At 40.5% G+C, this 19,878-nt stretch carries 19 protein-coding genes; all 19 read left to right on the plus strand.

Features of this window, described 5'->3' with window-relative positions; genetic code table 11:
- The first annotated feature begins 11 nt into the window (after window positions 1-11).
- The 19 genes from smc to topA all read left to right on the plus strand — a co-directional run bounded on the left by smc (window position 12) and on the right by topA (window position 19,790).
- Window positions 12-3,578, plus strand: coding sequence for a chromosome segregation protein SMC (gene smc / locus ACYH0O_RS10170; RefSeq protein WP_482632141.1), 3,567 nt, complete (start codon window positions 12-14; stop codon window positions 3,576-3,578).
- Window positions 3,579-3,596: 18 nt separating this feature from the next.
- On the plus strand, window positions 3,597-4,586 hold the full coding sequence (gene ftsY / locus ACYH0O_RS10175; protein WP_149155483.1) for a signal recognition particle-docking protein FtsY: 990 nt from the start codon (window positions 3,597-3,599) through the stop codon (window positions 4,584-4,586).
- A 184-nt stretch (window positions 4,587-4,770) separates the two neighbouring features.
- Window positions 4,771-5,103 carry a putative DNA-binding protein gene (locus ACYH0O_RS10180; protein ID WP_427597562.1) on the plus strand — a complete coding sequence of 111 codons (333 nt, stop codon included), beginning with the start codon at window positions 4,771-4,773 and terminating at the stop codon, window positions 5,101-5,103.
- A gap of 12 nt (window positions 5,104-5,115) precedes the next feature.
- Window positions 5,116-6,459 carry a signal recognition particle protein gene (ffh, locus tag ACYH0O_RS10185; protein WP_482632142.1) on the plus strand — a complete coding sequence of 448 codons (1,344 nt, stop codon included), beginning with the start codon at window positions 5,116-5,118 and terminating at the stop codon, window positions 6,457-6,459.
- A gap of 118 nt (window positions 6,460-6,577) precedes the next feature.
- A complete protein-coding gene (gene rpsP, locus ACYH0O_RS10190) occupies window positions 6,578-6,850 on the plus strand; it encodes a 30S ribosomal protein S16 (protein ID WP_032088859.1) in 273 nt (90 codons plus the stop codon).
- A 12-nt stretch (window positions 6,851-6,862) separates the two neighbouring features.
- On the plus strand, window positions 6,863-7,096 hold the full coding sequence (locus ACYH0O_RS10195; RefSeq protein ID WP_149155486.1) for a KH domain-containing protein: 234 nt from the start codon (window positions 6,863-6,865) through the stop codon (window positions 7,094-7,096).
- A gap of 240 nt (window positions 7,097-7,336) precedes the next feature.
- A complete protein-coding gene (locus ACYH0O_RS10200; RefSeq protein ID WP_149155487.1) occupies window positions 7,337-7,723 on the plus strand; it encodes a YlqD family protein in 387 nt (128 codons plus the stop codon).
- Between the two features lie 17 nt (window positions 7,724-7,740).
- Complete coding sequence (rimM, locus tag ACYH0O_RS10205) at window positions 7,741-8,259, plus strand: ribosome maturation factor RimM (RefSeq protein WP_482632143.1); 519 nt, start codon at window positions 7,741-7,743, stop codon at window positions 8,257-8,259.
- The gene (gene trmD / locus ACYH0O_RS10210) at window positions 8,259-8,993 is read left to right on the plus strand and encodes a tRNA (guanosine(37)-N1)-methyltransferase TrmD (RefSeq protein WP_482632539.1); all 735 of its coding nucleotides are present in this window, start codon (window positions 8,259-8,261) and stop codon (window positions 8,991-8,993) included. Before rimM ends, trmD begins: the two co-directional genes overlap by 1 nt.
- A 136-nt stretch (window positions 8,994-9,129) precedes the next feature.
- A complete protein-coding gene (gene rplS, locus ACYH0O_RS10215; protein ID WP_032088854.1) occupies window positions 9,130-9,474 on the plus strand; it encodes a 50S ribosomal protein L19 in 345 nt (114 codons plus the stop codon).
- A 189-nt stretch (window positions 9,475-9,663) separates the two neighbouring features.
- Window positions 9,664-10,203 (plus strand): signal peptidase I, encoded by a 540-nt coding sequence (gene lepB / locus ACYH0O_RS10220; RefSeq protein WP_149155490.1) that lies wholly within the window; start codon window positions 9,664-9,666, stop codon window positions 10,201-10,203.
- A 28-nt stretch (window positions 10,204-10,231) separates the two neighbouring features.
- Window positions 10,232-11,098 carry a ribosome biogenesis GTPase YlqF gene (ylqF, locus tag ACYH0O_RS10225; RefSeq protein ID WP_149155491.1) on the plus strand — a complete coding sequence of 289 codons (867 nt, stop codon included), beginning with the start codon at window positions 10,232-10,234 and terminating at the stop codon, window positions 11,096-11,098.
- Window positions 11,099-11,198: 100 nt separating this feature from the next.
- Entirely contained in the window at window positions 11,199-11,954 is a 756-nt protein-coding gene (locus tag ACYH0O_RS10230; RefSeq protein WP_482632540.1) for a ribonuclease HII, read from the plus strand.
- A gap of 68 nt (window positions 11,955-12,022) precedes the next feature.
- Complete coding sequence (locus ACYH0O_RS10235) at window positions 12,023-13,840, plus strand: hypothetical protein (RefSeq protein WP_482632144.1); 1,818 nt, start codon at window positions 12,023-12,025, stop codon at window positions 13,838-13,840.
- Window positions 13,837-14,118, plus strand: coding sequence for an EscU/YscU/HrcU family type III secretion system export apparatus switch protein (locus ACYH0O_RS10240; RefSeq protein ID WP_482632145.1), 282 nt, complete (start codon window positions 13,837-13,839; stop codon window positions 14,116-14,118). Before ACYH0O_RS10235 ends, ACYH0O_RS10240 begins: the two co-directional genes overlap by 4 nt.
- Window positions 14,119-14,380: 262 nt before the next feature.
- Window positions 14,381-15,541, plus strand: coding sequence for an ADP-forming succinate--CoA ligase subunit beta (gene sucC, locus ACYH0O_RS10245; protein WP_482632146.1), 1,161 nt, complete (start codon window positions 14,381-14,383; stop codon window positions 15,539-15,541).
- Between the two features lie 16 nt (window positions 15,542-15,557).
- Entirely contained in the window at window positions 15,558-16,460 is a 903-nt protein-coding gene (gene sucD / locus ACYH0O_RS10250; protein ID WP_149155495.1) for a succinate--CoA ligase subunit alpha, read from the plus strand.
- A 77-nt stretch (window positions 16,461-16,537) separates the two neighbouring features.
- A complete protein-coding gene (gene dprA / locus ACYH0O_RS10255) occupies window positions 16,538-17,413 on the plus strand; it encodes a DNA-processing protein DprA (RefSeq protein ID WP_482632147.1) in 876 nt (291 codons plus the stop codon).
- 301 nt (window positions 17,414-17,714) lie between these two features.
- Complete coding sequence (gene topA, locus ACYH0O_RS10260) at window positions 17,715-19,790, plus strand: type I DNA topoisomerase (protein WP_482632148.1); 2,076 nt, start codon at window positions 17,715-17,717, stop codon at window positions 19,788-19,790.
- Window positions 19,791-19,878: the final 88 nt, after the last annotated feature.

Here is a 19,878-nt window from a genome sequence, read left to right on the forward strand (position 1 = left end):
GGGGAAAGAAGATGTTCCTCAAACAACTAGAAGTAATGGGGTTTAAATCTTTTGCAGAAAGAATATCCGTGGAGTTTGTCCCGGGTGTTACAGCTGTTGTAGGACCAAACGGCAGTGGAAAAAGCAATATTATAGACGCGATTCGCTGGGTACTGGGTGAGCAATCAGCGAAAAGTCTGCGCGGATCAAAAATGGAAGATGTTATATTTGCCGGGAGTGATTCAAGGAAAGCCCTTAACATAGCAGAGGTAACCCTTGTCTTGGATAATGAAGACGGTACCCTTCCAATCGATTACAGTGAAATCAGTGTTACAAGACGTGTCTATCGCTCTGGAGATAGTGAGTATTTACTTAATAAGCAACCTTGTCGATTGAAAGACATCATTGAATTGTTTATGGATTCAGGTTTAGGGAAAGAAGCGTTCTCCATTATCAGTCAGGGGAAAGTAGAGGAAATTCTAAATAGTAAGCCTGAAGAACGTAGAACCATTTTTGAAGAGGCAGCCGGGGTTTTGAAGTATAAAACACGGAAGAAAAAGGCGGAGAATAAGTTATTCGAAACACAGGAAAATCTTAATCGTGTGAATGACATTCTTCATGAGTTAGAAGGGCAGGTAGAACCCCTTAAAATTCAAGCTTCGATGGCACGTGATTATTTGGAGAAAAAAGAAGAGCTGGAGAAGTTCGAGGTCGCATTGACGGTCTATGATATTGAGGATTTACATAAGCAGTGGGAAAAGCTAAGTGAAGAATTTGAACATCATGGAAAAGAAGAACTGGCACTTTCCACGCGTATACAAAAGAAAGAAGCCGTTCTGGCAAAGACCCGTGATAAAATTGCCGCTCTTGATGAGTCGATTTCAAATCTTCAGGAAGTGCTCCTGGCTACAAGTGAAGAATTGGAGAAACTTGAGGGTAGGAAGCAAGTATTAGTAGAACGTAAGAAAAATTCGTCTTCCAACGAAGCTCAATTAAAACAATCGATAGAAGAAGCAGAGGAACAAATTCAACAACTGACATCTGAAAAAGAAAAAGCAGAAATGGAATTCAAGTCTATCGATTCAGACGTTAAGGAACTAAAAGAGCTGCTCATAACGAAACAGAATCAATTTAAGCATTACAATGAAAATATTGAAGATGTAATTGAATCTTTCAAAAGTGATTACATTGAAAAGCTGAATCAGCAGGCGTCAGCCAAAAATGAAATTCAGTACCTTGAGCAGCAGCTGGAGCAGCAATCCAATCGAAGCGGCCGATTAGAAGCAGAAAATGAAAAGTATGTGATTCAACGTGATGAATTGCATCTGAGTCATAAAGAACTTTCGAAAAAGCTGCAGGAGCAAAAAGAGGTAATCGATGAGCACATATTCTTCTATCGTGAGGAACAGCAAAAGCTTGAATCGGTGAAGGCAAAATATGAAAAGCAAGAAAAAACCCTATATCAAGCTTTCCAATTCCTGCAACAGGCGAAATCCCGGAAAGAAATGCTCGAGGAAATGGAAGACGATTATACAGGTTTCTTCCAGGGGGTGAAAGAAGTCCTTAAGGAACGTGACGGAAAGTTAACTGGGGTTCAAGGAGCGGTTGCGGAACTGATAACCGTACCTAAATCATATGAAACGGCTATGGAGACAGCTCTTGCAGCCTCCATGCAGCATATCGTAGTTGATACAGAAGAAGATGGCCGAAAAGCCATTGCTTTCTTAAAGAAAAACCAATACGGCCGTGCTACTTTCTTACCGATGAGCGTGATCAAAGGGAAATCGATACCCGATAGTCAAAAAAATATGCTGAAGGGTCATTCTTCCTTTATAGGAGTTGGAACCGATCTCCTGAATTATGATCATCGCTTCCAAATGGTGATTTCGAACCTGGTTGGAAATGTGATCATCACGAAGGATTTAAAGGGAGCAAATGAAATCGCTAAGCTTATACAATATCGCTACCGTCTAGTTACCCTGGACGGAGATGTGGTGAATCCCGGTGGGTCCATGTCCGGCGGTACCGTGAAGCAGAAGAAAAATTCGCTTCTTTCCAGAAAAGGTGAGCTTGAAGAAATGAAAGAAAAGCTGGCAACGATGGAAAGCCAGACTGAAAAGCTTCAATCTCAAGTGAAATCATTAAAAGAAGAAAGCAGCTTCAGAGAGAAGAAGCTAGAAGAAATGAGAGTGAAAGGAGAGCATTTGCGTCTCAAGGAGCAAGAGCTTCTTTCCCAACTTCGTGAAAATGAATTATCCCAGCAGAATCTGGATGAAAGGCTTTCGCTATATGATTTGGAGAAAAAAGACTTTACGTCGGTTAAAGAGAAGCATGATTCTAGAACGAAAGAATTAAGAGCGTCTCTGGATGAAATAGGAGAAGATATTAGAAGGCTCGATCAAAAGATTAGCGAGCTTACTCTCCAAAAGAATAGTGAACGAACGTCCAAGGATGCTTTATTGAATGAAATCAGTGATATAAAAGCAAACCTGGCCGCACGAAACGAGCAATTGGTTAACGGTCGCAATCAATTAATTCGTCTGCAGGAAACGATTGTTGATACAAACAAGCGAAAGGCGACTTTACAAGATGATTTGGAGTGGCTGCAGACTCAAATGAAGGATAATTTTTCAGGAGAAGAGCAGATTGGGAAGAAGGCTGAAGAGTGTTCGGTTCAAAAATCAGAAACTTCAAATTTGATTTCTATACGACGGGAAGAGCGCTTAAATCTTCAACATGCGGTTGAAGACGAGGAGCTCGAGTTGAAAGAATTAAAGCGTCAGCACAAAGGGTTGGTAGGAGCTTTAAGGGACGAGGAAGTGAAAATCAATCGTCTGGATGTTGAACTGGAAAATCGACTTGATCATTTACGTGATGAGTATATGCTTTCGTTTGAAGCGGCTAAGTCAGACTACCCCTTAACGATTGAGGTCGAAGAAGCGAGAAAGAAAGTGAAACTTGTGAAATTGGCCCTGGAAGAACTGGGAACCGTTAATCTCGGTGCCATCGATGAATATGAAAGAGTGAAGGAAAGATATGAATTTTTAGTAGAGCAGAAGAATGATCTGACGGAAGCTAAGGACACTCTTTACCTGGTCATCAATGAGATGGACACAGAAATGATCAAACGCTTTGACCAAACCTTCACGGCGATCCAAGTTGAATTTGAAGGGGTATTTAGAGCATTGTTTGGAGGGGGAAGAGCGCAGTTGAAACTGACAGACCCATCTGATCTCCTTCATACGGGGGTTGATATAGTAGCTCAGCCTCCAGGGAAGAAGCTGCAGAACCTTGGGCTGATGTCCGGTGGAGAACGAGCCCTAACGGCCATTGCTCTGCTATTTTCAATCCTTAAGATCAGGCCTGTACCATTCTGTATACTGGATGAGGTAGAGGCAGCTCTTGATGAAGCAAATGTACAGAGGTTCAGTCAATATTTAAAGAAATTCAGTGACGAAACACAATTCATCGTCATTACCCATCGTAAAGGAACAATGGAAGAAGCACACGTGCTGTACGGTGTAACGATGCAGGAATCCGGTGTGTCCAAATTAGTATCAGTTAGACTGCAAGAAACAAAGGAATTGTTAGAAACTTAATGAGTGGGGTGTGAAAGGTTGAGTTTTTTTAAGAAGCTTAAAGATAAATTTACACAATCGAGTGACAACGTATCAGAGAAATTTAAAGATGGACTAAGTAAAACGAGAAATAACTTTACATCAAAGGTCAATGATCTGGTTGCGAGATACCGCAAAGTGGATGAAGAATTCTTTGAAGAGCTGGAAGAAATCCTGATCGGAGCGGATGTTGGGTTTGACACGGTCATGGAACTAATAGACGAACTGAAGCTTGAAGTGAAGCGAAAGAATATTCAAGACACTGAAGATGTTCAATCAGTCATTTCAGAGAAGCTTGTTGAAATCTACCAAGGAGATCGTTATGAAGACAGCAGCCTGAACATTCAAGATGATCAGCTGACGGTATTGCTGTTTGTCGGAGTGAATGGTGTAGGAAAGACGACGACCATTGGGAAGATGGCTCATATGTTCAAGGAAGAAGGAAAGAACGTGGTACTTGCAGCAGGTGATACATTCCGTGCAGGCGCAATCGAACAGCTTGAAGTATGGGGGGAGCGTGTAGGAGTTCCAGTCATTAAACAAGCTGCAGGAAGTGACCCGGCAGCGGTTATGTTCGATGCAGTTCAATCAGCGAAAGCAAAAAAAGCGGATATTCTTATTTGTGATACAGCAGGAAGATTACAAAATAAAGTGAATCTGATGAAAGAGCTTGAAAAAGTGAAGCGGGTGATTGAAAGAGAAGTTCCAGGCGCTCCTCATGAAGTTTTACTCGTTCTCGACGCGACCACAGGTCAAAATGCCATGGTGCAAGCGAAAACCTTTAAAGAAGCGACAAATGTCTCAGGAATCGTCCTGACGAAGCTGGATGGTACAGCAAAAGGGGGTATTGTCCTTGCGATCAGAAACGAGCTCGATATCCCTGTGAAATATGTAGGTCTGGGAGAAAAAATGGACGACCTCCAGCCGTTCGATGCTGAAAAGTATGTATACGGCTTATTCTCTAACCTGGTTGATAAAGAAGAAGAATAGATTCAAGAATCGATAGGGTAGCCTGATGGAAGACTTTAAGAAGTCGGCTTGCAGGTTACTCTTCTTTTGTGTGGAAAGTTTGGGATATTCTCTATGAAAAATCCATAAGTATCCTTGACAAACGCCCGTAAACACTGTATTCTTACATATGTAAAGGTTTTTCACTTAACAAGGAGGGATATCCGTGCTGGAGAAAACGACCAGAATGAATTATCTCTACGATTTTTATCAATCTTTGTTAACTCCTAAGCAGAGAAGCTATATGTCCCTTTATTATTTGGATGATTTCTCTTTAGGAGAAATTGCTGAAGAGTATAATGTTAGTCGACAAGCAGTGTATGATAACATTAAACGAACAGAGGCTATGATCGAGGAGTACGAAGAAAAGCTTTTATTATTTAAAAAATTTCAAGAACGCAACGAGATTCTTGATCAACTCAGACAAAAAATAGGAGAATCATCAATCGATTCTTCTCATTGTTTAAAACTCATTGATGATCTTGAAATATTGGATTAGGAGGCGGCATGAATGGCATTTGAAGGATTAGCCGACCGACTGCAAGGAACAATACAAAAAATCCGTGGAAAAGGAAAGATTTCAGAAGCGGATGTAAAAGAGATGATGCGTGAAGTTCGTCTTGCTCTTTTGGAAGCAGACGTTAATTTTAAAGTGGTGAAGCAATTCGTCAAGAAAGTAAGTGAACGGGCTGTCGGACAAGAAGTCATGAAGAGCCTTACACCAGGACAACAGGTCATTAAAGTTGTTCAGGAAGAGCTTACAAATTTGATGGGTGGCGAACAAAGTCAGATTGCTGTCGCTAAACGTCCTCCAACTGTCATTATGATGGTTGGTTTACAGGGTGCAGGTAAAACGACGACCACTGGAAAGCTTGCGAACCTGCTTCGAAAGAAACATAACCGCAAACCACTATTAGTGGCTGCTGATATTTACCGTCCCGCTGCCATCAAGCAGCTGGAAACCATCGGGAAGCAATTAAGCTTACCTGTGTTTTCACTGGGAGATCAGGTGAGTCCGGTTGAAATTGCGAAAAGAGCTAGCGAAAAGGCAAAAGAAGAACATCACGATTATGTTCTGATTGATACAGCAGGTCGACTTCACATTGATGAAAACCTGATGGGAGAGTTGAAAGAAATTAAAGAACTCTCAAACCCAGATGAGATATTCCTCGTAGTGGATGCCATGACAGGTCAAGATGCGGTTAATGTTGCCCAAAGCTTTAATGAAGATCTTGGCATTTCGGGTGTTGTGCTGACAAAACTTGATGGCGATACACGAGGCGGGGCTGCATTATCAATCCGTTCAGTCACTGAAAAACCAATTAAATTTGTTGGGATGGGTGAAAAGATGGATGCGTTAGAAGCATTCCATCCTGAACGTATGGCATCACGAATCCTTGGTATGGGAGATGTTCTTTCCCTTATTGAGAAAGCTCAGGCCAATGTTGATGAAGAGAAGGCAAAAGAACTTGAACAAAAAATGCGTACAATGTCTTTCACTTTTGATGATTTCCTGGAGCAATTAGGTCAAGTTAGGCAGATGGGCCCGCTTGATGAGTTACTCAAAATGATGCCTGGAGCAAACAAAATGAAGGGCTTGGATAAGATTCAAGTCGATGACAAGCAGATCAGTCATGTTGAGGCGATCATTCAATCGATGACGAAGGATGAGAAAATTCATCCGGAAACCATCAATGCTTCACGTCGTAAAAGAATTGCGAAAGGGAGCGGAACATCCATTCAAGAGGTAAACCGACTTCTCAAACAATTCGAGGACATGAAGAAAATGATGAAACAAATGAGCGGCATGCAAGGAAAAGGTAAGAAAAAAGGGATGAAATTCCCATTTATGTAAGCGATTCGTTCGATTTTCCAAAAGAAAAATTGAACTGTTAAGAAAAAACACTTTACAAACAAAATACACATTTGATATTATACTAACTTGTGTGAAACTATTCGGAGGTGCTTTAATTATGGCAGTAAAAATCAGATTAAAACGTATGGGAGCAAAAAAATCTCCTTTCTATCGTATCGTAGTTGCAGATTCTCGTTCACCACGTGATGGACGTCAAATCGAAACAGTTGGAACTTACAACCCGGTTGCAAAACCAGCTGAAGTAAAAATCGATGAAGAGTTGGCTCTTAAATGGTTATCTAATGGTGCTAAACCATCTGACACAGTTCGTAACCTATTCTCAAAACAAGGCATTATGGAAAAATTCCACAATGCTAAAAACAGCAAGTAATCGATTAGATCGATGAAAGATCTTATTCTAACGATTGTGAAACCCTTAGTTGACCATCCGGACTCGGTCCACATTGAAACTGATGAAGGATCGAACGGCATAACCTATAAATTAACTGTGCATCCTGAAGACATGGGGAAGGTCATTGGGAAACAAGGGAGAGTAGCTAAATCGATTCGAACTGTGGTATACGCTGCAGCAGGATCTTCACAACAGAAGAAAATCTTCTTAGAGATAGTGGAGTAAGGAAGCAAGCATTTGGCTCTTTACACGAAAGGGTCCTAAGACCTTGAACACCGACTCTATAGAATCAGGGGACTGACCCACAAAGGTTACTATATAGCCTTAAGACGTCAGTCCCCTTTTTCATAGGCTTATGCTGCTTTTTTATCTAAAGAAAGACATGCAAAATCCAAGACTCCCCAAGAGAACACCCTAAGATGTAGAACCACAGCGTGGGGTGAATAGAAGGAGGAGGAAGAACTTTTGAATGTGATACATACGATTACGATTAAACAGGTGTTAACCGAAAAGAGTAAGGATCTGTTAATGAAACGATATGAAAATCAAAAGTTTCATTTAGCCAAGGAAAGCGATCAGTTACAATTCGAAATGAAAAAGATTGAACGCAGCAAGAAATACCCGTCTCATAAATTAAATCAGCACTTCGAAAGAGAATTGAATGAGCGGGCTGAAAAGATCAAGCTCTTGGATTTCCAAATAGAGCAATTAAATATCCTTCCTATTGGAAGCGAGCTAAAGGAAAAGGAAGTCCAAGGTATGGTTGACATTCAAGTTGGTGACAATTGGGAAGAGGAAGCACTTTCTAAGACAATTATTATTGAAGATGGTATTGTGAAAGAAATTCGTTGATGCAAGAGGTGAAAGCGATGGAAAAGTGGTTTAAAGTAGGTAAGATTGTCAATACTCATGGAGTTAAAGGAGAATTAAAGATCGTTTCTACGACAGATTTTCCTGAGGAGCGATATCAAAAAGGGAACACACTTTATTTGTTTCAAGGTCAAAACCAAGAACCGATCAGTCTCGTGATTAAATCTCATAGAAATCATAAGAGCTTTGATTTATTGACCTTCGAAGGGTATGAAAATATCAATGAGGTTGAGAAGTTTAAAGAAGGTATCTTGAAGGTGCAGGAAGACCAATTGCAGGAACTTGAAGAAGGAGAATACTATTTCCACGAAATCGTAGGCTGTAAGGTCTTAACAACTGCAGGGGAAGAGCTTGGTACCATAGAAGAGATTCTAAGCCCGGGAGCGAACGACGTATGGGTTGTAAAGGGCCAAAGAGGGAAAGAATACCTTATCCCTTACATAGAGGACATCGTGAAGACGATCGACATAGAGGGACAGCTGGTTACGATTGAACCGATGGAAGGCTTGTTGTCATGATGAGAATTGATGTCCTGTCTTTATTCCCATCTATGTTCGAGGGGGTCTTTGGTGAATCGATTCTTAAGAAGGCTTACGAAAAAGAAGCCGTAAGCTACAATGTGATTAACTTCAGGGAATACGCTGATAATAAACATAATCAAGTTGATGATTATCCTTACGGTGGAGGAGCCGGAATGGTATTAAAGCCACAGCCTATCTTTGATGCAGTCGATGCATTAAAGAATGAACAACAATCAAAGCCAAGGGTCATCCTGATGTGTCCGCAAGGGGAACGCTATACACAGCAAAAGGCAGAGGAACTTGCCAAGGAAGAGCATCTCGTATTTATATGCGGTCATTATGAAGGCTACGATGAGCGAATCAGGGAGCATGTTGTAACGGACGAAATATCGATTGGAGACTATGTATTAACGGGTGGAGAACTTGGTGCCATGGTTGTCATCGATAGTGTAGTTCGCCTGCTTCCAGGAGTTCTTGGGAATGAGGATTCACCCATTCAGGATTCGTTCTCATCAGGACTCCTTGAGCATCCCCATTATACCCGGCCGTCGGACTTTAGGGGGATGAAGGTGCCAGATGAGCTGATCTCAGGGAATCATCGTCTGATAGATGAATGGAGAGAGAAAGAGAGTCTCAGAAGAACCTTTGAAAGAAGACCGGATCTATTAGAAAGCTATACACTCACAGATCGACAAAAAGCCTGGATAGAGGATTGGAGAAAGTCTAAATAAGCTATTGCATCCAGGTTGGCTGTGTGATATTATATTCTTTGTGGCTTGAGGGGATTTCCCCTGTTGCCATTGATCCCGATGTTCCGCTGCAATCTATCGCTTTTGTAAGAGCATCTGTTGGAAGGAGTTGAAAAAGATGCACAAATTAATCGAAGATATTACGAAAGAACAACTTCGCTCTGATCTACCATCTTTCCGTCCTGGTGATACAGTACGTGTACACGTTAACATCGTTGAGGGTACTCGTGAACGTATTCAGGTATACGAAGGAGTAGTAATCAAACGCCGCGGTGGCGGTATCAGCGAAACATTTACTGTTCGTAAAATTTCTTACGGTGTAGGTGTTGAACGTACTTTCCCAGTACACACACCAAAAATCGCTAAATTAGAAGTTATTCGTCGCGGTAAAGTCCGTCGTGCGAAACTTTATTACCTGCGTAACCTGCGTGGTAAAGCGGCACGTATTAAAGAAATTCGATAAGAACGTAAGAAAAGGAGCTTGGAGACAAGCTCCTTTTCCTTATTCTACAAGAGTTTTTATTTTATAATAAATGAAACGTCCGCGGAAGACGGCCTGCCTATTTTAATGACGCCACCTTTTTTTAATGAGAAATACAAGAATTTCTAGTAGAATAGAAAAAGATAGAAAAATACATTGGGTGGTGGAGATGTGGTTAAAGAGAAAAATGAGTGGTGGGAGTGGATGAAGGCACTGTTGATCGCAGTAGGTTTAGCTGCAATTATCAGATTCTTTTTATTTGCACCCATTGTTGTCGATGGATTATCAATGATGCCTACTTTACATAATGGAGATCGAATGATTGTAAGTAAATTAGGGGAGCCGGAGCGATTTGATATCGTCGTTTTCCATGCACCTGAACAAAAGGACTATATTAAACGCGTCATCGGGCTCCCGGGGGATGAAGTAGAGTACAAAAATGATACATTATATATTAATGGAAAAGCGTATACTGAACCATACTTACAAGAGTATAAAGATCAATTAAATGAAGGTGTGTTAACAGAAGATTTCACTTTAAATGATATCATTGAAAAAGGCACTGTTCCTGAAGGGGAAATCTTTGTGATGGGTGACAATCGCCGTTTCAGCAAAGATAGCCGTCACATCGGTACAGTTCCAATGGAAGAAGTGATTGGTGATACAAAAGTGATCTATTGGCCTGTTAAAGATATAGGTTTCGTGAAATAATAGAAAAAAGTTGTTTGGAGGTGGTCATATGACAATACAATGGTTTCCAGGGCATATGGCTAAAGCCCGTAGACAAGTTACTGAGAAGTTAAAACTTGTAGACATTGTGATTGAATTAGTAGATGCGAGAATACCGTTATCGTCAAGAAATCCGATGATAGAAGAAATTATTGGACAAAAGCCGCGACTTGTTTTGTTAAATAAAGCAGACATGGCAGATACAAATAGAACAAATCAGTGGATTTCTTATTTTAAAGAGCAAGGAATAACAGCTCTTGCTGTAAATGCACAGGCTGGTAAAGGACTTCAAGTCATAGTGCAAGCAGCTAAAGAAATATTAAAAGAAAAGTTTGACCGCATGAGATCAAGAGGAATGAGACCTCGTGCCATAAGAGCCATGATTGTCGGTATTCCTAACGTAGGAAAATCCACTTTAATCAATCGCCTGGCTAAAAAAAATATAGCGAAAACAGGAAATACTCCTGGAGTGACAAAAGCCCAACAATGGATCAAAGTAGGGAAAGAGCTTGAACTACTCGACACGCCGGGTATATTATGGCCAAAGTTTGAAGATCCGCAAGTTGGATATAAACTAGCATTGACCGGTGCCATTAAAGATACCATCCTGAATTTACAGGATATCGCCGTTTATGGTTTGCGATTTCTTGAAGAGCACTATCCAGAGCGATTAGAAGAGCGCTACGGCCTCGAAGAAATACCTGAAGAAGTAGTGGATAGCTTCGATAAAATTGGAGCTAAAAGAGGCTGTCTGATGGCTGGTGGAGAAGTGAATTATGACAAGACATCTGAAATTATCGTCCGTGACATTCGAAATGTTCAATTAGGACCCATGACGTTTGATATCATTGGTGAGACTGAGCGAGAGAACGATTAAAATAGAGGCTGTAAAAAGAGGGAAACTCTTTTGCGCAGCCTCTTTATTTATGTGAAGTACATCCGATATAGATAGGAGGAGCAATGTGAATAGAGTACATATGACAATTAAAGAAATAAGGGAAATCATCAAGTCTGCATCTGCACATGATCCGATTCTTGAAGAATTGAAGAAGGACGAAAGAATTGGTGTCCAAAAACTATTAAAACAGATTGAACGCGAGCAGTTGAAACGAGAGAAGGAAAGAGAAGAATTTTCCTTCCTTACTAAATATGAAAGTGAACTTCACCAGCAAGGATTCACCCTTATTGCAGGAATCGATGAAGTAGGTAGAGGTCCTTTAGCAGGTCCTGTGGTAGCGGCTGCCGTCATTCTGCCTCATGACTTCTATTTGGCGGGATTAAATGATAGCAAGAAGATAACAGAAGCAAGAAGAGAGGATTTCTATGAATATATCAGGGAACACGCAATATCAATTGGAGTAGGAATGGTACATGCGGATGAAATTGATTCCATAAATATTTATCAGGCTACAATAAAGGCTATGAGTGAAGCGATTGTCAGCCTGCCGGTTCAGCCTGAGTATTTACTGATCGATGCGATGAAAATTCAATCGCCCTTTCCGAGTCAGTCGATCATTAAAGGAGACTCGAAAAGTATATCCATTGCCGCAGCATCCATCATTGCCAAGGTGACACGTGATAGACTGATGAAGGAGTATGCCACCACCTATCCTGGATATGCGTTTGAGAAGAATGCAGGATATGGAACAAAGGATCACTTACGTGGGCTAAAGAAATTAGGAGTGACGCCCATTCATCGAAAGAGCTTTGCACCTGTGAAGGAGCTGCTATAGATTAGCAGCCGGTTGGACTGAATAAACAATGAAACGTGTATGATTCACAATGAACGGGAGACAGGGATATGACCCATATTCATGGTATTAACAGTAATCAGGCCCTCGACCAAAAGCCCTTTTCCATTCAAAGTGGAAAAGTTCTATTTATCAGCGTCCACAAGCTGTTAGGAGAGGGCAATGCAGTGGTGTCAGCAAATGGACAACGGTTTATTGCGAAAATTGAAGCACCAGTGGAAGCTGGAGATCGTTATTGGGTAGAAGTAAAACAATCTGAAAGTAGTGTAAGTCTACATCTAATCCCAAACCGTGGGCAAAATGGAGTAGAAAATGGAAAGCATGCAGCAGCAAATCTATTACAGCATTTTTCCATATCAACAAATAGGAAAGAAATGACTGAATTTGTTATGGAACTAATGAAAAAAAACATTCCCATTCATAAAGAACTGCTTTTATTCGGAGAGAAACATTTGAAAGGGAAAGATTCAGGAAATGTAAAAACCTTGGTTGAAATGGCAAAGAGGAACATGCCGCTTTCTGAAAGGGTCTTTCTCTCAATGAGATCTGGAACATCAACAGACAGCATTTTATCCATGTTAAATGAGCTGGCTTCAAAGTTAAGGGGAACTGAAAGGGACACGGCCACACTTCATTTACTTACTGGGATCCAAAAACCGTTGAATAGGCTGGCCACAGAAAAACTTGTGATAAATGCATTATCTAGTTTAATTGATTCATCCCAAACCTTATCTAATCGATTAGGCAATTTTGATCTATTGAAATCACTGGGAGTCATTCCGAAAGAAATTCCTATGAATCAATGGAGGAAAGGGTTAAAGACAACGGTTTTAGAAGAAATGAAACAGTCTTCACACGGGGAGTTGGAAAGAAAGATAGATCTTCTAAGAACTCAATTGGCAAATTATCCAGGTCCAGCTCCCGTAAAGCTTCGAAATGACCTGAATCAGCTACTATCAACGACTACCGGCAGGGGTCCGGGATTTCCTAAACTATCTGATACTCATATCGATAAATGGTTTAATATTATATTAAGTTCGGAGACTGTACTAAATGGAGAAAGGGACGAACCTTCCTTTGTGGCAGCTAAAGAGCTGATGGGAGTAGTTGGAGAGGGAAAGTGGCGGTCCTTTGAGATGAACTATATGAGGCTCTTGCAATCTTATGGAAGAAGCGCACCTGCATCGAACATGGGACAGCTATTTCAAAAACTACACCTACAGATAGAACAAGAACTCACTCAGACGATTCAGGGAGAAGAATTGGCAAGGGTGTTGAAAAAAGTAATTGGAACGTTTGGGATTAATTTTGAAGCTCAATTACAAAAAAACGGACAAGAACTTCAAAATCATCCTACAATTAAACAGCATCTCATTCGGTTAAGTCAAAATCACCCGCTCTCAGATATTCGAATGCTAGCCGATGATCTTGTTCTCAAGATGAACCACCAAGTGCTTCAATCACAGGAGAGTTCTCCTTTTCTAACAATCGTACAACAATTCCCATTTTCTCTATATGGACAGAGCACCGATATCACCCTTCAATGGACAGGGAAAGAGAAGGAAAAAGGTGTGATTGATGGAGACTACTGCCGGGTTTTATTTTATTTAGAGCTGGATATCATGAAAGAGACATTAATCGATATGCAGGTTCAAAACCGAGTGGTCTCCTTGACCGTTTGGAATGACCACCCAAACGCAGAGAGAATGTCCAGATCATTTATTCCTGGATTAAAAGTAGGTCTGGAAAAGCTGGACTATCAACTATCTATGGTAAAGGTGAAAGCTCCTGATAAACAGGTTGAGCTTTCTGATAAAATCATGGCAGAACGCTTTAAAACGTTTTCGGGAGTTGATTTAAAGATATGAAAAACACTCTTGAAAGAAAAGAAGCGATTGCTTTAGGCTATAATCAAAGTAGTGAATCAGCTCCAAAGGTCCTTGCTAAAGGGAAGGGAATCATTGCTGAAAACATTTTGACTCAAGCAAAAGACCATAAAATACCGGTACAAGAAGACAAGAGCTTACTCTCACTTCTTGGGAACCTGGATATAGGAGAAGCAATACCCGAAGAATTATATGGGGCTCTAGCGGAGGTTTTTGCTTTCATCTATCGATTAGATCGGGATATAGCGGGGAAGGGATAATTTGTTTGACAATCTAGTATACTCCATGTCCCTAAACGGAATGAGAACAAGAATTAGAATACTAAATTATATTTTTTAAGAATAATAATTTCAAGGATAATCCCTTCAAGAACAATGGAACATATGGAGTAATTCTACTGTTTTAAGTTCAGAATTTTAAAATTAATATAATATTTTTAGCATAATGGTAGACAGATATACTGTCATTTTATACAATGAAAGCGCAGTCTATTTTTTGAAGAGTTTGATAGGAGGATGGAAAATGAATATCCATGAATATCAAGGTAAAGAAATCCTCAGAAATTACGGGGTATCCGTACCAAATGGTAAAGTGGCTTTTACAGCTGAAGAAGCAGTTGAAGCGGCGAAGACATTAGATTCCAGCGTATATGTAGTGAAAGCCCAAATCCATGCAGGTGGTCGAGGTAAAGCCGGCGGAGTAAAAATCGCTAAAAGCCTGGACGAAGTGCGTACATATGCAGATGAGTTAATCGGTAAAACTTTAGTAACTCACCAAACAGGTCCTGAAGGTAAGGAAGTAAAGCGCTTACTTATTGAAGAAGGCTGTGATATTAAGAAAGAATATTACGTAGGTCTGGTATTGGACCGCGCGACTTCCCAAGTTGTCCTGATGGCTTCTGAAGAAGGCGGAACAGAAATCGAAGAAGTAGCAGAAAAAACACCAGAAAAAATCTTAAAAGAGTATATTGATCCAGTTGTTGGATTAACAGGTTTCCAAGCGAGACGTATTGCATTCAATATCAATATTCCTCAAAAACTTGTTGGAAAAGCAGCTAAGTTCATGATGGGTCTTTACAACGTGTACGTCCAAAAGGATGCTTCTATTGTCGAAATCAATCCTTTAGTTGTAACAGGTGATGGAGACGTAATGGCATTGGATGCGAAGTTCAACTTCGATTCAAATGCATTATACCGTCAGAAAGATGTGATTGAATTACGCGATCATGAAGAAGAAGATGCAAAAGAAATCGAAGCTTCTAAATATGACTTAAGCTATATTTCCCTGGACGGAAATATCGGTTGCATGGTTAACGGAGCCGGTCTTGCCATGGCAACGATGGACATCGTAAAGCATTACGGCGGAGATCCCGCTAACTTCCTTGATGTTGGGGGCGGTGCGACAGCGGAAAAGGTAACAGAAGCATTTAAAATCATTCTTTCTGATGAAAACGTTAAAGGTATTTTCGTCAATATCTTCGGTGGAATCATGAAATGTGATGTTATTGCAACAGGTGTTGTAGAAGCAGCTAAGCAAATCGGTCTTCAAGTTCCACTAGTGGTTCGTCTTGAAGGTACAAATGTTGACTTAGGGAAAGAAATCCTTAATAAATCAGGACTGAATATCATTGCAGCTGAATCTATGGCGGACGGCGCACAAAAAATCGTTGAGCAAGTAGGCTGAGAAAGGCGGGGGACTAATGAGCGTATTTATTAATAAAGATACCAAGGTTGTTGTACAAGGGATTACAGGATCAACAGCTCTTTTCCATACGAAGCAAATGCTTGAATACGGTACACAAATCGTAGCAGGTGTAACACCTGGAAAAGGCGGAACTGAGGTTGAAGGCGTACCTGTTTTCAATACAGTTGAAGAAGCAAAGAAAGCAACTGGCGTAAATGCATCCGTCATTTATGTTCCTGCTCCGTTTGCAGCAGATGCAATCATGGAAGCGGTAGATGCCGAGCTTGATTTGGCAATCTGTATTACTGAACATATCCCGGTATTGGATATGGTGAAGGTTAAGCGTTATATGGAAGGCAAGAAAACTCGACTTGTAGGACCGAACTGTCCAGGAGTCATCACTCCTGAAGAGTGTAAAATCGGGATCATGCCTGGATACATCCATACAAAAGGTCATGTAGGGGTTGTTTCACGCTCTGGTACTCTTACGTATGAAGCAGTTCACCAACTTTCACAAGCGGGAATCGGTCAGTCAACGGCAGTCGGAATCGGTGGAGACCCTGTGAACGGAACAGACTTTATCGATGTATTGAAAGCATTCAATGAAGATGAAGATACGTATGCTGTCATCATGATTGGAGAAATCGGCGGTACTGCAGAAGAAGAAGCTGCTGAATGGATTAAAGCCAACATGACTAAGCCTGTAGTAGGATTCATTGGAGGACGTACGGCACCTCCAGGCAAACGCATGGGCCATGCAGGTGCGATCATTTCAGGCGGTAAAGGAACAGCTGATGAGAAAATTCGCGTTATGAATGAATGCGGAATTCAAGTTGCTCCTACACCTTCAGATATGGGCGAAACGTTAATAAAGGTTCTTAAAGAAGAAGGAATCTTAGATAAATGTAAAACTCATTAATCAAGTATTGAGACTGATGGCATTTAAGCCATCAGTCTCAGTTTTATATTCTCTATTAAAAATTCAGGAGGTAATTAATGAAAGAACGTCGTCATATTCTATTTCATATTCACCATTGTCGGGGAATTGGATTGAAAGGAACAAAAAGAATACTAGAATCGCTCCAGAAATTACACTCTATCTTTGATTTATCCCCTTCCACGCTTCAACAGATAACCCTGTCTACCACTGTCAATTCAGAACTCTTCTATAGAGATCTTCATTCATTTGATTCAGAACGATACAAAAAGCTTTATTCGGAAAATGATATAGACTGGATCACAATTATGGACGAAGAATACCCTGCTCTGCTGAGAAACGTATATGATCCCCCCTTTCTTCTCTTTTTAAAAGGAAACAGGAATCTCCTTCAAAAGCAAAAGAAATTGGCGATTATCGGTTCAAGAAATGCCACCACTTATACTGATAAAATTCTTCGTGATATTATTCCTCAGCTGGTGAAGAAAGAGGTAGTCATTGTAAGTGGACTAGCGCAGGGTGCCGATACGGTGGCTCATAACCAAACGATTCAATCAGGTGGCCAAACGATAGGTGTCCTTGGTGGAGGTTTCAACCACATTTATCCGAAGCAAAATGAAGGGCTGGCCCATCATATGATGAAACATCAGCTTCTCCTCTCTGAATATCCCCCTTATATTAAACCTGAAAAATGGCAATTTCCTTTTAGAAATAGGATCATCAGCGGTCTTTCCGATGCAGTGCTCGTTACGGAAGCAAGAAAAAAGAGCGGAACATTCATCACGGCTGATTATGCATTAAATGAAGGAAGAGAAGTATTATGTATCCCAGGATCCATATATGAGCCGTTAGCAGAAGGAACCAACAGTTTAATCCAGGAAGGTGCAAGAATGGTCTTATCAATAGAAGATATTTTTTCAGAACTGGGAGTATAAATCAGGAAAATATGATATAGAATCTTTTAATAAAGTAGGGTTTTTTCCATGAATAATTGAATAATTACAAGTTATTTATACAAAATGGTTGCAATTATTGTGAAACTGTTATACATTTTGCAACAGGTATCTAAAACTATATATAAGAGAAATAAATCGTTAAAAGTAGTGATTATCTACACTGATATTAATTCCATACCTATGTGAATGAAAGTGTAAACGTTTTCCGTTTCACTTGGATCATAAACATTCCAAGGTGCTATAAACAGTGATTATTTCCCTCTTTAAGGAGGCTTATTGGATGGCAGATTATTTAGTAATAGTAGAGTCGCCGGCAAAGGCGAAAACAATTGAGCGTTATTTAGGAAAAAAATATAAGGTCAGGGCTTCAATGGGCCACGTCAGAGACTTACCGAAGAGTCAAATGGGTGTAGATGTAGAAAACGAATTTGAACCTAAGTATATAACGATACGTGGTAAAGGCCCTGTATTAAAAGAATTGAAAACCGCAGCAAAAAAGGTCAAAAAAATCTTCCTCGCGGCTGACCCCGACAGAGAAGGAGAAGCAATTGCCTGGCATTTGGCTCACAGCCTTGACATGGACACCACGTCCGACTGTCGTGTGGTATTTAATGAGATCACGAAGGATGCGATTAAAGAGTCTTTTAAGCATCCACGGGCGATCAATATGGATTTAGTCGATGCTCAGCAGGCACGGAGGATTTTAGACCGATTAGTGGGTTACAACATCAGCCCGCTCCTTTGGAAGAAAGTTAAAAAAGGTCTGAGTGCAGGGAGAGTGCAATCTGTCGCACTAAGATTAATTATTGACCGGGAAAATGAAATCAAAAGCTTTACTCCAGAAGAGTACTGGTCAATAGAAGCTGAATTCACAAAAGGGAACGATACATTCCAGGCATCGTTTTACGGAATGGACGGTAAGAAGGTTGAATTGAAGACCGAAGAAGATGTGAAAGAAGTGCTTGGTAAAGTAAAAGGGAAGTCCTTTGAAATTAACAAAGTAACAAAAAAGGAAAGAAAACGGAATCCTGCTCCGCCATTTACAACTTCTTCACTACAGCAGGAAGCAGCGAGAAAATTAAACTTCCGTGCAAAGAAAACCATGATGCTTGCCCAACAATTATATGAAGGAATTGAGATGGGGAAAGAAGGCACGGTTGGTTTTATTACTTATATGAGAACTGACTCGACTCGTATTTCTGAAGTGGCTCAAAAAGAAGCGAACGAATACATCGTTAATAAATATGGAAATGACTTCGTTAAGCAGACTGAGCGCAAAGAGAAAAAACAACAAAAATCTCAAGATGCCCACGAAGCTGTCCGTCCAACTAGTACATTAAGGGATCCTGCTTCAGTGAAAGAATACCTTTCAAGAGATCAATACAGACTTTATAAATTGATTTGGGAACGATTTGTCGCAAGTGAAATGTCCCCGGCAATTATGGATACGATGAGTGTTGATATTGTAAATGGTTCCGTCATGTTTAGAGCAACCGGCTCTAAAGTGAAGTTTCCAGGCTTTATGAAAGTGTATGTTGAAGGATCTGATGATCAGAAAGAAGAAAAAGACAATCTTCTACCAGCCTTGGAAGAAAACGATAAAGTGAAAAGTGAAAGTATTGATCCAAATCAGCATTTCACTCAACCACCACCAAGGTATACAGAAGCAAGGCTCGTCAAGACGTTGGAAGAACTGGGTATTGGACGGCCTTCCACATATGCTCCGACTCTTGATACGATTCAACGAAGAGGCTATGTAACACTGGATAATAAGCGTTTCATTCCGACTGAACTTGGGGAAATCGTCTTAGAACTGGTGAGAGAGTTCTTTCCGGATATCATTGACGTCGAGTTTACGGCAAACATGGAGCGCAGCCTGGATGATATTGAAGACGGCAATGTGAAGTGGGAAAGAATCATCGATCGCTTTTATCAGGATTTTGAAAAGCATTTAGAAAAAGCGGAAAATGAGATGGAAAAAATCGAAATCCGCGATGAACCTGCCGGTGAAGATTGTGAAGAATGCGGACATCCAATGGTATTCAAAATGGGGCGATATGGAAAGTTCATGGCTTGCAGTAATTTTCCTGACTGCAGAAATACTAAGCCGATCGTCAAGGAAATCGGTGTGAAATGTCCAAAATGTGATAAAGGCAATATCATCGAACGAAAAAGCAAGAAAAAGCGTATTTTCTTCGGTTGTGACCAATATCCTGAATGTGATTTCTTGTCATGGGATAAGCCAATCGAACGTAAATGTCCGAAGTGTTCAGAATTACTCGTAGAGAAAAAGCTTAAAAAAGGTAATCAAATTCAATGTACGAATTGTGATTATAAAGAAGAACCTCAGAAATAGTGTGAGCTCCTGTTCAACTGAACTATAAAAAAGATTGATTGTTGAACAATGAACTTATACAATGTAACAAGGGACTGTCCCAACAGGT

The organism is Rossellomorea sp. H136, from assembly GCF_056838065.1.